Source organism: Pseudomonas sp. 478 (assembly GCF_003254125.1).
Lineage (GTDB): Bacteria > Pseudomonadota > Gammaproteobacteria > Pseudomonadales > Pseudomonadaceae > Aquipseudomonas.
On sequence record NZ_QKZG01000009.1, the window covers coordinates 21,220 to 34,076 of the forward strand.

10 protein-coding genes are annotated in these 12,857 nt (G+C 60.0%); all 10 read left to right on the forward strand.

Annotated elements, in window-relative coordinates; genetic code table 11:
* Positions 1–10 precede the first annotated feature (10 nt).
* The 10 genes from gluQRS (at position 11) to pgi (ending at position 12,841) form a co-directional block, all read left to right on the forward strand.
* Positions 11–907 carry a tRNA glutamyl-Q(34) synthetase GluQRS gene (gene gluQRS, locus DFS28_RS19140; protein ID WP_111451055.1) on the forward strand — a complete coding sequence of 299 codons (897 nt, stop codon included), beginning with the start codon at positions 11–13 and terminating at the stop codon, positions 905–907.
* Between the two features lie 77 nt (positions 908–984).
* Entirely contained in the window at positions 985–1,161 is a 177-nt protein-coding gene (locus DFS28_RS19145; protein WP_003176118.1) for a hypothetical protein, read from the forward strand.
* A complete protein-coding gene (locus DFS28_RS19150) occupies positions 1,145–4,099 on the forward strand; it encodes a sensor histidine kinase (protein WP_162247459.1) in 2,955 nt (984 codons plus the stop codon). The genes DFS28_RS19145 and DFS28_RS19150 overlap by 17 nt, the downstream gene beginning before the upstream one ends.
* 22 nt (positions 4,100–4,121) lie before the next feature.
* On the forward strand, positions 4,122–5,558 hold the full coding sequence (locus DFS28_RS19155; RefSeq protein ID WP_111451056.1) for a sigma-54 dependent transcriptional regulator: 1,437 nt from the start codon (positions 4,122–4,124) through the stop codon (positions 5,556–5,558).
* An 892-nt stretch (positions 5,559–6,450) separates the two neighbouring features.
* On the forward strand, positions 6,451–7,851 hold the full coding sequence (locus tag DFS28_RS19160; protein WP_111451057.1) for a polynucleotide adenylyltransferase PcnB: 1,401 nt from the start codon (positions 6,451–6,453) through the stop codon (positions 7,849–7,851).
* A gap of 3 nt (positions 7,852–7,854) precedes the next feature.
* The gene (gene folK, locus DFS28_RS19165) at positions 7,855–8,340 is read left to right on the forward strand and encodes a 2-amino-4-hydroxy-6-hydroxymethyldihydropteridine diphosphokinase (RefSeq protein WP_111451058.1); all 486 of its coding nucleotides are present in this window, start codon (positions 7,855–7,857) and stop codon (positions 8,338–8,340) included.
* A gap of 371 nt (positions 8,341–8,711) precedes the next feature.
* Positions 8,712–9,512: a 3-methyl-2-oxobutanoate hydroxymethyltransferase gene (panB, locus tag DFS28_RS19175; protein WP_111451059.1), complete on the forward strand. Its 801-nt coding sequence runs from the start codon at positions 8,712–8,714 to the stop codon at positions 9,510–9,512.
* Positions 9,509–10,369 (forward strand): pantoate--beta-alanine ligase, encoded by an 861-nt coding sequence (panC, locus tag DFS28_RS19180; protein ID WP_111451060.1) that lies wholly within the window; start codon positions 9,509–9,511, stop codon positions 10,367–10,369. The genes panB and panC overlap by 4 nt, the downstream gene beginning before the upstream one ends.
* Before the next feature lie 198 nt (positions 10,370–10,567).
* The gene (gene panD / locus DFS28_RS19185) at positions 10,568–10,948 is read left to right on the forward strand and encodes an aspartate 1-decarboxylase (protein WP_008153310.1); all 381 of its coding nucleotides are present in this window, start codon (positions 10,568–10,570) and stop codon (positions 10,946–10,948) included.
* Positions 10,949–11,176: 228 nt separating this feature from the next.
* A complete protein-coding gene (pgi, locus tag DFS28_RS19190) occupies positions 11,177–12,841 on the forward strand; it encodes a glucose-6-phosphate isomerase (protein WP_111451061.1) in 1,665 nt (554 codons plus the stop codon).
* Positions 12,842–12,857 lie beyond the last annotated feature (16 nt).

Below are 12,857 nucleotides of genomic sequence, written 5' to 3' on the forward strand. Positions count from 1 at the left end.
ACATTCGTCCATGACCGCCACGACTTCCACTCCCTACATCGGGCGCTTCGCCCCCACGCCCAGTGGCCATCTGCATTTCGGTTCGCTGGTCGCAGCGCTGGCCTCATACCTCGACGCGCGCTCGGTGGGTGGCCGCTGGCTGATGCGCATGGAAGATCTCGATCCGCCACGGGAAGAGCCCGGCGCTCAGGCGGCGATCCTCAAAGCCCTGGAAAGCTACGGTTTCGAGTGGGATGGCGAAATGGTCCGACAGAGTGACCGGCACGATGCCTACGCCGAAGTCCTCAATCGCCTGTTCAATCAGGGCCTGGCCTACGCTTGCACTTGCTCGCGCAAACAATTGGAGCCGTATCACGGGATTTACCCGGGCTTTTGTCGCAACGCCGGTCATGACACTAAAGATGCTGCGATTCGCCTGCGTGTCCCCGAGCTGGAATATCACTTCATCGACCGGGTGCAAGGCGAATACCGCCAACACCTGGGCCGGGAAGTCGGAGATTTCGTGATTCGTCGCCGCGACGGGCTCTATGCCTATCAATTGGCGGTGGTGCTGGACGACGCCTGGCAAGGCATTACCGATATCGTCCGCGGCGCCGACCTGCTCGACTCCACGCCGCGCCAGCTCTACTTACAAGAATTGCTTGGCCTGCCGCAACCGCGCTATCTGCATATCCCGCTGATCACCCAGCCCGATGGCCACAAGCTCGGCAAGTCCTATCGTTCGCCGCCGTTGACCGAAGATCAGGCAACCCCTTTGTTGCTGCGTGCATTGCGCGCACTGGGGCACAATCCCGGTGCCGAACTGGCTTACGCCACTCCACGGGAAGTGTTGAACTGGGGCATCGCCCACTGGGATGCCATGTTGATCCCGCGCACACTCAACCTGCCCGAAGCACAACTACAGTGATCGCACTTGCAGTGGCGCGCCCATCCGTTACCATCGCCGCACGTTTTCGGGCACGCGCATAAAAAAGAGAGGCCGGGATGTACATCTATCGCTTGGTCCTGCTCCTGGTAGTGGGGATTTATCTGTTCTCCCCGGCCATCATGGATTGGTGGATCGACGCCACTGGCGCCTGGTATCGCCCTTATCTGCTCTGGCTGATTCTGATCGTCGTGACCTTCATCCTGCAGAGCCAAAAAGATGCCGATGAGCTTTAGCCTGACCCAGATGATCCTGATCAGCGCCGCCTACCTGGCGGTGCTGTTCGGCGTAGCCTGGGTCAGCGAACGGGGCATGATCCCCCGGGCGATCATTCGCCACCCGCTGACGTACACCCTGTCGTTGGGCGTGTATGCCAGTGCGTGGGCGTTTTACGGCACGGTGGGCCTGGCCTATCAATACGGCTACGGATTTTTGTCCAGCTATCTGGGCGTCTCCGGCGCGTTTCTGCTGGCGCCGGTGCTTTTGTATCCGATCCTGAAAATCACCCGCACGTATCAGCTGTCGTCGCTGGCCGATCTGTTCGCCTTCCGCTTCCGCAGCACCTGGGCCGGCGCACTGACCACAATCTTCATGCTGATCGGCGTGCTGCCGCTGCTGGCGTTGCAGATTCAGGCGGTGGCCGACTCCATCGGCATCCTCACCCGCGAGCCGGTGCAACATCGCGTGGCCCTGAGCTTCTGCGCACTGATTACGCTGTTCACGATTTTCTTCGGCTCGCGGCACATTGCGACGCGGGAGAAACACGAAGGCCTGGTGTTCGCGATTGCCTTTGAATCGGTGATCAAGCTGATCGCCATCGGCGGCGTTGGCTTGTATGCGTTGTACGGCGTATTCGACGGCCCGCAACAGCTGGAACTGTGGCTACTGCAAAACCAGACCGCCCTCGCCGCGTTGCACACGCCATTGCAGGAAGGTCCATGGCGCACGCTGCTGCTGGTGTTCTTCGCTTCGGCGATCGTGATGCCGCACATGTACCACATGACGTTTACCGAAAACCTCAACCCGCGCTCGCTGGTCAGCGCGAGCTGGGGCTTGCCACTGTTTCTGCTGTTGATGAGCCTGGCGGTACCGCTGATTCTCTGGGCCGGGCTGAAACTCGGCGCCACCACCAACCCGGAATACTTCACGCTGGGCATCGGCATCGCCGCCAACAACAAGGCCCTGGCGCTATTGGCCTATGTCGGTGGCTTGTCGGCGGCCAGCGGCTTGATCATTGTCACCACCCTGGCCCTGTCCGGGATGGCGCTGAACCATTTGGTGCTGCCGCTCTATCAGCCGCCGGCCGAAGGCAATATCTACCGCTGGCTGAAATGGACCCGCCGGGCGCTGATCGTCGCGATCATCATGGCCGGTTACGGTTTCTACCTGCTGCTGGGCGCGGAGCAGGATCTGGCGAATCTGGGCATCGTCGCCTTCGTCGCCACCCTGCAGTTCCTGCCGGGCGTGCTGTCGGTACTGTACTGGCCGACCGCCAACCGCCGCGGTTTCATCGCTGGTTTGCTCGCGGGGATTCTGGTGTGGCTGGTAACCATGCTGCTGCCGCTGGTCGGCAATCTGCAGGGTTTCTACATACCGCTGCTGAACATGATCTACGTGCTGGACGACACCAGTTGGCACATGGCGGCGATCGCCTCGCTGGCGGCCAACGTGCTGATGTTCACCCTGATCTCGCTGTTCACTAACGCCAGCAGCGAAGAAGCCAGCGCCGCTGAAGCCTGCGCCGTGGACAACGTGCGTCGGCCGCAACGCCGCGAACTGCACGCCGCCTCCCCCCAGGAATTCGCCACACAGCTTGCCAAGCCCCTGGGCGCCAAGGCTGCGCAGAAAGAAGTCGAACAGGCCCTGCGCGACCTCTATCTGCCTTTCGATGAACGCCGGCCTTACGCCTTGCGCCGCTTGCGCGACCGTATCGAAGCCAACCTCTCCGGCCTGATGGGGCCGAGTGTGGCGCAGGACATGGTCGAGACATTCCTGCCTTATAAGGCCGGCGGCGAAAACTACGTTACCGAAGACATCCACTTCATCGAAAGTCGCCTCGAGGATTACCACTCGCGCCTGACCGGGCTGGCCGCCGAGCTCGATGCCCTGCGCCGCTATCACCGCCAGACCCTGCAGGAATTGCCGATGGGCGTTTGCTCGCTGGCCAAGGATCAGGAAATCCTCATGTGGAACAAAGCCATGGAGGAGCTGACTGGCATTGCCGCACAGCGTGTGGTCGGCTCGCGGCTGAGCACCATTGCCGATCCCTGGAAAGAGCTGCTGCAAGGTTTCATCAATCTGCCGGACGAGCATTTGCACAAACAGCACCTGGCCCTCGACGGCCAGACCCGCTGGCTGAACCTGCACAAAGCCGCGATCGATGAACCGTTGGCCCCGGGTAACAGCGGCCTGGTGCTGCTGGTGGAAGACCTGACCGAAACCCAGATGCTCGAAGACAAACTGGTGCACTCCGAGCGCCTGGCCAGCATCGGTCGACTCGCCGCCGGTGTGGCCCATGAAATCGGCAACCCGATCACTGGCATCGCCTGTCTGGCGCAGAACCTGCGCGAAGAGCGCGAAGAAGACAGCGAACTGAAGGAAATCAGCGGGCAGATCCTGGAGCAGACCAAACGCGTGTCGCGCATCGTTCAGTCGCTGATGAGCTTCGCCCACGCCGGCAGTCATCAGCACAGCGACGAGCCCGTCTGTCTGGCCGAAGTGGCCCAGGATGCCATCGGTTTGCTGGCGCTGAACCGACGCAATTTCGAAGTGCAGTTCTACAACCTGTGCGATCCCGATCACTGGGTCGAAGGCGACCCGCAGCGACTTGCGCAAGTACTGATCAACCTGCTCTCAAACGCCCGCGACGCCTCGCCTCCCGGCAGTGCGGTGCGGGTCAAAAGCGAAGCCGGCGAACACACGGTCGATTTGATCGTGGAGGACGAAGGCAGCGGTATTCCGAAGAACATCATGGATAGATTGTTCGAACCTTTCTTCACCACCAAGGATCCTGGCGAAGGCACCGGTCTGGGCCTTGCACTGGTCTATTCCATCGTTGAAGAGCATTATGGACAAATCACCATCGACAGCCCGGCTGATGTTCAAAGCCAACGCGGCACCCGTATCCGGGTGACCTTGCCGCGTCATGTCGAAGCGACGTCCGCTGTGAACTGAGACCGTCGAGAGTATCGAATCAATGCCGCACATTTTGATCGTCGAAGACGAAACAATTATCCGCTCCGCCTTGCGCCGCCTACTGGAACGTAACCAGTACCAGGTCAGCGAAGCCGGTTCAGTGCAGGAAGCACAAGAACGCTTCACCATTCCCACGTTCGACCTGATCGTCAGCGACCTGCGTCTGCCTGGCGCGCCTGGCACCGAGTTGATCAAACTCGGCCAGGGCACTCCGGTGCTGATCATGACCAGCTACGCTAGCCTGCGTTCGGCGGTCGACTCGATGAAGATGGGCGCGGTGGATTACATCGCCAAGCCTTTCGATCACGATGAAATGCTGCAAGCCGTCGCGCGCATCCTGCGTGACCGTCAAACGGTGCAAGCCAGCGGTGAACCGGTCGCCGGTAAGGCCGGTAATGGCGCCGCGAAACCGGGCGCCAGCAATAACAATGGCGAAATCGGCATCATCGGCTCCTGCCCGCCGATGCAGGATCTGTACAGCAAGATCCGCAAAGTCGCGCCAACCGACTCCAATGTTTTGATTCAGGGCGAATCCGGCACCGGTAAAGAACTGGTGGCGCGCGCCCTGCACAACCTGTCCAAACGCGCCAAGGCGCCGATGATTTCGGTGAACTGCGCGGCCATTCCGGAAAGCCTGATCGAGTCCGAACTGTTCGGCCACGAAAAAGGCGCGTTCACTGGCGCCAGCGCCGGGCGTGCCGGCCTGGTAGAAGCCGCCGACGGCGGCACCTTGTTCCTCGACGAAATCGGCGAACTGCCACTGGAAGCCCAGGCCCGCCTGCTGCGGGTGCTGCAGGAAGGTGAAATTCGTCGTGTGGGTTCGGTGCAGTCCCAGAAAGTCGATGTGCGCCTGATCGCCGCGACTCACCGGGACCTCAAGAGCCTGGCGAAGATCGGCCAGTTCCGTGAAGACTTGTATTACCGCCTTCACGTGATCGCCCTGAAACTGCCGGCCCTGCGCGAGCGCGGCGCCGACGTCAACGAAATTGCCAACGCGTTCCTGGCGCGGCAGAGCGCGCGGGTCAACCGCACCGACCTGAAGTTCGCCCCGGATGCCGAGCAAGCCATTCGTCACTATTCCTGGCCGGGTAACGTTCGGGAGCTGGAAAACGCCGTAGAACGTGCGGTCATCCTGTGCGAGAGCCCGGAGATTTCCGCCGAGCTGCTGGGGATCGACATCGAACTGAGCGATCTGGACGATGACGATTTCATCGGCCTGACACCACAACAGGGCAGCGCCGCCGGTAACAATAGCCATGAGCCGACCGAAGACCTGTCACTGGAAGACTACTTCCAACACTTCGTTCTCGAACACCAGGACCACATGACCGAAACCGAGTTGGCACGCAAACTCGGTGTCAGTCGCAAATGCCTGTGGGAACGCCGTCAGCGCCTGGGCATTCCGCGGCGCAAGACCGGGGTGGCCAGCGAGAGCTGAACCTCACCTGTCTGATGTGCGGGTAACACGTGACAAGGTGAAAAAACTGTTACCTCACCTTTTCCACGTAACAGAAGCCGGGGCTTACGGTAACGAAGCCCCGGTTTTTTTTGGCCTCTGAAAACCTCACCAGCGGGCCTAACTCCTTGTTTTGCTGGGCCTCGCAAAAGTTGGCACGCACCCTGCTATATGTTTAGTACAAGAACAATAACAAGCAATGCACAAGACAATAAAAATAAGACGTATCGACTCACGCACAATAAAAACAAGACGGCGAGAGGCGTAGCTAACTGATTCTTTTGGAGAGGCGTTGTATTTGGGGCTTGCCCCACGACCAGGCCGAGAACAACAAAAAACTGTCACAAGACAGAGCCTGAACTGGTTGGATCGCAAGATCACTGCAACACAGCGACCAAAGCAATCCGTTTGCTCTTGGCTCCCGATTGGGAGGGTCATGAAGGAAAAACTTCATGGCGAGGGCACTTAACAAAAACAAAAAGCCCGAATCAAAAATAAAAATAGAGCATGCAACTACTTTCTTGGGGAGCTTCGGCTCCCCTTGTAGTTTCTGGTGTTTGGCCCTTGTAGCGGCACTTTGTAGCAGCTGCGTTGTGGCGAGGGGATTTATCCCCGTTCGACTGCGGAGCAGTCGCAATACAGGCAACCGGTTTCTTCTGACACACCCCAATCTCTGGTTTTACGACTGCTTTGCAGCCGAACGGGGATAAATCCCCTCGCCACAACGCAGCTGCTACAGGCCCAGGCGTACCAGACACTCCCTTCAAGCGCTTGCGCAGCTTCCTACACCATCCCCCGACTAAATGCTAGAATCCCCGCCCATCATGCGGTCATTCTTCGTTTTGGCCGAACATTCCTTCAAACAGTGCATCCCATGCTGAAGAAGCTGTTCCAGTCATTCCGTTCTCCCAAGCGTCATACGCAACACATTCGCAGTACGCCTGAAGTGCTCAACAGCGGCCAACATTCGCTGCAAAAGGCCCAATTCAGTCGCTACGCGGTGAACATCGTCGAACGCCTGCAGAACGCCGGTTATCAGGCTTACCTGGTCGGCGGCTGTGTGCGTGACATGCTGCTCGGCATCACGCCAAAAGATTTCGACGTCGCCACCAGTGCCACGCCTGAGCAGGTGCGAGCCGAATTCCGCAACGCGCGGATCATCGGTCGCCGCTTCAAACTGGTGCACATCCACTTTGGCCGCGAAATCATTGAAGTCGCGACCTTCCGCGCCAATCACCCGCAAAACGATGAAGAGGAAGACAGCAACCAGTCTTCCCGTAACGAAAGCGGGCGCATCCTGCGCGATAACGTCTATGGCACGCTGGAAGAAGACGCGCAGCGCCGCGACTTCACCATCAACGCCTTGTATTACGATCCGGTCAGCGAGCGCATCCTCGATTACGCCAACGGCGTACACGACATCCGCAATCACCTGATCCGCCTGATCGGCGACCCGAAGCAACGCTACCAGGAAGATCCGGTACGGATGCTGCGAGCCGTGCGTTTCGCCGCCAAGCTTAATTTCGGCATCGAAAAGCACAGCGCCGTGCCAATCCGTGAACTGGCGCCGATGCTGCGCGAGATCCCATCGGCCCGCCTGTTCGAAGAAGTGCTCAAGCTGTTCCTCTCCGGCCATGCCGCGGACACCTTCGAGATGCTGGTCGACCTGCAGCTGTTCGATCCGCTGTTCCCGGCCAGTGCCGAGGCGCTGGAATACAACCCGACGTACACCCACACGCTGATCAGCGATGCGTTGATCAACACCGATCTGCGGATCAAACAGAACAAACCGGTGACCCCGGCGTTCCTGTTTGCGGCGCTGCTTTGGCCTGCCCTGCCGGCCCGTGTATTGCGCCTGCAAGAACGTGGCATGCCGCCGATTCCGGCCATGCAGGAAGCCGCTCACGAGTTGATTGCCGAACAGTGCCAGCGCATCGCGATTCCGAAACGCTTCACCATGCCGATCCGCGAGATCTGGGACATGCAAGAGCGTCTGCCACGCCGCAGCGGCAAGCGCGCCGACCTGTTGCTGGACAATCCGCGGTTCCGGGCCGGTTACGACTTCCTGCTGCTGCGCGAAAGCGCCGGTGAGCTGACCGATGGCCTGGGCGAATGGTGGACGGATTATCAGGACGCCAACGACAGCGAACGTCGCGACATGATCCGCGATCTCAGCGGCAAGGATGACGGCACCGGCGCGCCACGCAAGCGTCGCCGCAGCGGTGGTGCCAAGCGCAAACGCACCGCCGGCGCACCGAGCGCCACAGGCGAGTAGTCCATGGAACGCATCTACATCGGCATGGGCAGCAATCTGGCTGACCCCGCCGAACAATTGCGCAGCGCCGTCGAGGCGCTGACACAGTTGCCACAGACCGAACTGATCGGGGTTTCCGGGTTTTATCAGAGCGACTCGCTGCTGCCCGGCCAACCGCGTTATACCAACGCGGTTGCCGCCCTCGACAGCACGCTCCCGCCGCTGGAGCTGCTTGATGCGCTGCAAGCCATCGAGAACGGACAGGGCCGCGAGCGCCTTGAACGCTGGGGGCCGCGTACGCTGGATCTCGACATCGTACTGTTCGGTGATCGGCTGATCGATGAACCTCGCCTCAAGGTGCCTCACTACCATATGCAGGAACGAGCGTTCGTTCTCTATCCACTGGCCGAACTGGCGCCTGCGGATTTGCGTCTGGCTGACGGCCGTAACCTCAGCGAACTGCTCGCTGCCTGCCCGTTCGTCGGCCTTGAACGCCTCCCCCAAAATTGACAAAAATCCCCTGTGGGAGCGGGCTTGCTCGCGAATGCGGTGTGCCATTCAGCCTCAATGTTGACTGACACACCGCATTCGCGAGCAAGCCCGCTCCCACAGTGTTTTGTACCGGACTCAAGATCGACGGCAATCCTGCTGAATCGCATCAGTTACCCCGGTAACACCCCACACGTAACAATGCGGTAACACACGCAATTGACTTCCCGAGTTCTCCTCACGACTATAGGCGTCCCGCTGCCGCCAACACGGCGTTGAAGGGCGCAATCCAGGCCTTAAAAGCACGACAACAGACCGTGCGCCTGTATTTAACGAAGAATCACGCGCGTTACTCGCAGTAGTTTCCACAGCGCCTGAATGAGGAACTTTTCATGCCAGCCATCACCCTGACCACTCTGCAAGGTCTCAAGCAAAAAGGTGAAAAGATCACCATGCTGACCTGCTATGACGCGACCTTCGCCCACGCCTGCAATGAGGCTGGCGTCGAAGTGCTACTGGTGGGCGACTCCCTTGGCATGGTTTTGCAAGGTCACGACAGCACCCTGCCGGTCACCACCGCGGAAATGGCTTACCACGTGGCATCCGTCAAACGCGGTAACACCGATGCGTTGATCCTCGCCGACCTGCCCTTCATGGCCTACGCCACCCTCGAACAAACCATGACCAACAGCGCCCTGTTGATGCAGGCGGGTGCGCACATGGTCAAGGTTGAAGGTGCGCTGTGGCTGGCGGACTCGATCCGTCTGCTGGCCGAACGCGGTATCCCGGTGTGCGCCCACATGGGGCTGACACCGCAATCGGTGAATATTCTGGGCGGTTACAAAGTCCAGGGCCGCAGCGAGAACCAGGCACGCCAGATGCGCGCCGATGCCATCGCTCTGGAACAGGCGGGGGCAGCCATGCTGTTGCTCGAGTGCGTACCGAGTGAACTGGCCGAGGAAATCACCCAGGCGGTGGGTATTCCGGTGATCGGCATCGGCGCCGGCAGCGGCACCGACGGCCAGGTCCTGGTTCTGCACGACATGCTCGGCCTGTCGATCACTGGCCGTATGCCGAAGTTCGTGAAGAACTTCATGGCTGGGCAACAAAACATTCAAGCGGCGCTTGGTGCGTACGTCACTGAAGTCAAAGCGGCGACTTTCCCTGGTATCGAACACGGATTCTCTGCATGAACACCGTAAAAACCGTACGCGAATTGCGGGCCGCCGTGGCCCGTGCCCGCAGTGAAGGCAAGCGCATCGGCTTCGTGCCGACCATGGGCAACCTGCACAGCGGTCATGTGGCACTGGTGACCAAAGCCACCCAACGAGTGGATTTCGTGGTCGCGAGCATTTTCGTCAACCCGTTGCAGTTCGGCGCCGGCGAAGACCTCGACAAGTACCCGCGCACCCTCGCGGCCGATCAGGAGAAACTGCTCCAGGCCGGTTGCCACTTGCTGTTCGCGCCAACCGTTGAAGAAATGTACCCCGACGGCATGGTCGGCCAGACCCGCGTCAGCGTTCCGCAACTCTCCGAAGGCCTGTGCGGCGCCAGCCGTCCCGGGCATTTCGAAGGGGTGGCGACGGTCGTCACCAAGCTGTTCAACATGGTCCAGCCGGACCTGGCGATCTTCGGCCAGAAAGACTTCCAGCAACTGGCGGTGATCCGCGCCCTGGTGCATGACCTGAACATGCCGATCCAGATCATCGGCGAACCGACGGTACGTGCGGCCGATGGCCTGGCGCTGTCGTCGCGCAATGGTTTCCTCAGCGAAGAACAGCGGGCCGTTGCGCCGGTTGTGTATCGCGGTTTGAGCCAGATTGCCGACGCAATCAAACAGGGCGAACGGGATTTCCCGGCGTTGATTGATGCGCAGATCAAGCAGCTTGAAGCGGCGGGTTTGCGTCCTGACTATCTGGAAATTCGTCATGCGCTGACCTTGCGCCCGGCGACTGCGCAGGATCGGGATCTGGTGATTCTGGTGGCGGCGTTCCTGGGCACTACGCGGCTGATCGACAACCTGCATCTGAACCTCGACGCACCCGCCTGAACACCGCCGACCCAATGTGGGAGCGGGCTTGCTCGCGAATGCGGTGGATCAGTCGGCATAAATGCTGAATGACACACCGCATTCGCGAGCAAGCCCGCTCCCACATGGGGGTCGGCGGTGACTCCACACGCCGTATTGCTGGCCCTCAAGTCTTTGGGCACAATGCCCGCCGTTCGATTCCGACCTGGGGAAACACTCATGCACGCCATCATGCTCAAAGCCAAGCTGCATCGCGCCGAAGTCACCCACGCTGTACTCGATTACGAAGGTTCTTGCGCCATCGACGGCGAATGGCTGGACCTGTCCGGCATCCGTGAGTATGAACAGATCCAGATCTACAACATCGACAATGGTGAACGCTTCACCACCTACGCGATTCGTGGCGAAGAAGGCTCGCGCATGATCTCGGTCAATGGTGCCGCAGCGCACAAGGCCAAGGTCGGTGACCGCGTGATCATCTGCGCATACGCCCACTACAGCGAAGCCGAGCTGCTCAACTTCAAGCCACGCATGCTCTACATGGCCCCGGGTAATGAACTGAGCCACACCAGCAATGCCATTCCGGTTCAGGTCGCCTGATCCAGTCTTAGCCCCTCCCCTTCCGTTTGTCGGACCGTTCCCTGCTCGATGTATAAAAAAGTACCGGGAACGGGTCAGACAAAGTCAAGACAGATCGCAGCGCGAGGTTTACTGTATTCGCCCTGTGTCATGAAATCGTGTCGACGCAGTTGACCGGACGCCCACCCACAGCGCTCCGGTATTTTCAGTGTTCAAAAGGCCGTTCAAGTAAAAAGGAAACCCGCAGCGATGGCGTATTACCGCACCCCTCAAGACGTTACCGCTCTGCCCGCCTGGCAAGCGTTGAATGACCACCGCCAAGCCATGCAAGATTTCAGCATGCGCGAAGCCTTTAATGCCGATCCGCAGCGCTTTACCCAATTCACCCTCAGCAGCTGCGGCCTGTTTCTCGACTACTCGAAAAACCTGATCAACGTCCAGACCCGCGATCTGCTGGTGGGCCTGGCGAACGAAGTCGACCTCCAGGGCGCGATCAAAGCGCTGTTCGAAGGCGAAATCGTCAACTCCTCCGAAGGCCGCCCCGCCCTGCACACCGCACTGCGCCGTCCGGTCGGCGACAAGCTGAAGGTCAACGGCGTCAACGTGATGCCGGAAGTGCACAAGGTCCTGAACCAGATCACCGACCTCGTGGGCCGCATCCACGACGGTTTGTGGCGCGGTTACTCCGAAAAGCCGATCACCGACGTGGTGAACATCGGCATCGGTGGCTCGTTCCTCGGCCCGGAGCTGGTCTCCGAAGCGCTGCTGTCCTACGCCCAGAAGGGTGTGCGCTGCCATTACCTGGCGAACATCGACGGCAGTGAGTTCCACGAACTGACCATGAAGCTGCGTGCCGAAACCACGCTGTTTATCGTTTCGTCGAAATCCTTCAACACCCTCGAAACCTTGAAGAATGCCCAGGCCGCACGCGCCTGGTACCTGGCTCAGGGTGGTTCGGAAGCCGAGCTGTACCGCCACTTCATCGCCGTCTCCAGCAACAATGCAGCAGCGGTGGCCTTCGGGATCCGCGAAGAAAACATCTTCCCGATGTGGGACTGGGTTGGCGGCCGTTACTCGCTGTGGTCGGCCATCGGTTTGCCAATCGCGCTGGCCATTGGCATGTCGAACTTCAAGGAATTGCTGTCCGGCGCCTACACCATGGACCAGCATTTCCAGAGCGCACCTTTCGAACAGAACATGCCGGTGCTGCTGGCCCTGCTCGGCGTGTGGTACGGAAATTTCTGGGGCGCGCAAAGCCACGCGATCCTGCCGTACGACCACTACCTGCGTAACATCACCAAGCATTTGCAACAGCTGGACATGGAATCCAACGGCAAGAGCGTGCGTCAGGACGGCACGCCAGTGTCCACCGACACCGGTCCGGTGATCTGGGGCGGCGTGGGTTGCAACGGTCAGCACGCTTACCACCAGTTGCTGCACCAGGGCACCCAACTGATCCCGGCCGACTTCATCGTGCCGATCGTCAGCTTCAACCCGGTGTCCGACCACCACCAGTGGCTGTACGCCAACTGCCTGTCGCAAAGCCAGGCGCTGATGCTGGGCAAGACCCTTGCCGAGGCCGAAGCCGAGTTGCGCGACAAAGGCATGAGCGAAGAAGAGGTGCAGAAACTTGCGTCTCACAAGGTGATCCCGGGCAACCGTCCGAGCAATACGTTGGTGGTCGAACGCATCAGCCCGCGTCGTCTCGGCGCATTGGTGGCGATGTACGAACACAAAGTCTTCGTGCAAAGCGTGATCTGGGGCATCAACGCCTTCGACCAGTGGGGCGTGGAACTGGGTAAAGAGCTGGGCAAAGGCGTCTACAACCGCCTGGTCGGCAGCGAAGAAAGCCCGGCTGACGATGCCTCGACCCAAGGCTTGATCAACTACTTCCGCGGTCGTCACCGCGGCTAACCCTGTGGGAGCGGCG

Excerpts from the sequence above, each read along its gene's own strand:
- gluQRS (WP_111451055.1), top strand. The coding sequence starts at position 11 with ATGACCGCCACGACTTCCACTCCCTACATCGGGCGCTTCGCCCCCACG.
- DFS28_RS19145 (WP_003176118.1), top strand. The coding sequence starts at position 985 with ATGTACATCTATCGCTTGGTCCTGCTCCTGGTAGTGGGGATTTATCTG.
- DFS28_RS19150 (WP_162247459.1), top strand. The coding sequence starts at position 1,145 with ATGCCGATGAGCTTTAGCCTGACCCAGATGATCCTGATCAGCGCCGCC.
- DFS28_RS19155 (WP_111451056.1), top strand. The coding sequence starts at position 4,122 with ATGCCGCACATTTTGATCGTCGAAGACGAAACAATTATCCGCTCCGCC.
- DFS28_RS19160 (WP_111451057.1), top strand. The coding sequence starts at position 6,451 with ATGCTGAAGAAGCTGTTCCAGTCATTCCGTTCTCCCAAGCGTCATACG.
- folK (WP_111451058.1), top strand. The coding sequence starts at position 7,855 with ATGGAACGCATCTACATCGGCATGGGCAGCAATCTGGCTGACCCCGCC.
- panB (WP_111451059.1), top strand. The coding sequence starts at position 8,712 with ATGCCAGCCATCACCCTGACCACTCTGCAAGGTCTCAAGCAAAAAGGT.
- panC (WP_111451060.1), top strand. The coding sequence starts at position 9,509 with ATGAACACCGTAAAAACCGTACGCGAATTGCGGGCCGCCGTGGCCCGT.
- panD (WP_008153310.1), top strand. The coding sequence starts at position 10,568 with ATGCACGCCATCATGCTCAAAGCCAAGCTGCATCGCGCCGAAGTCACC.
- pgi (WP_111451061.1), top strand. The coding sequence starts at position 11,177 with ATGGCGTATTACCGCACCCCTCAAGACGTTACCGCTCTGCCCGCCTGG.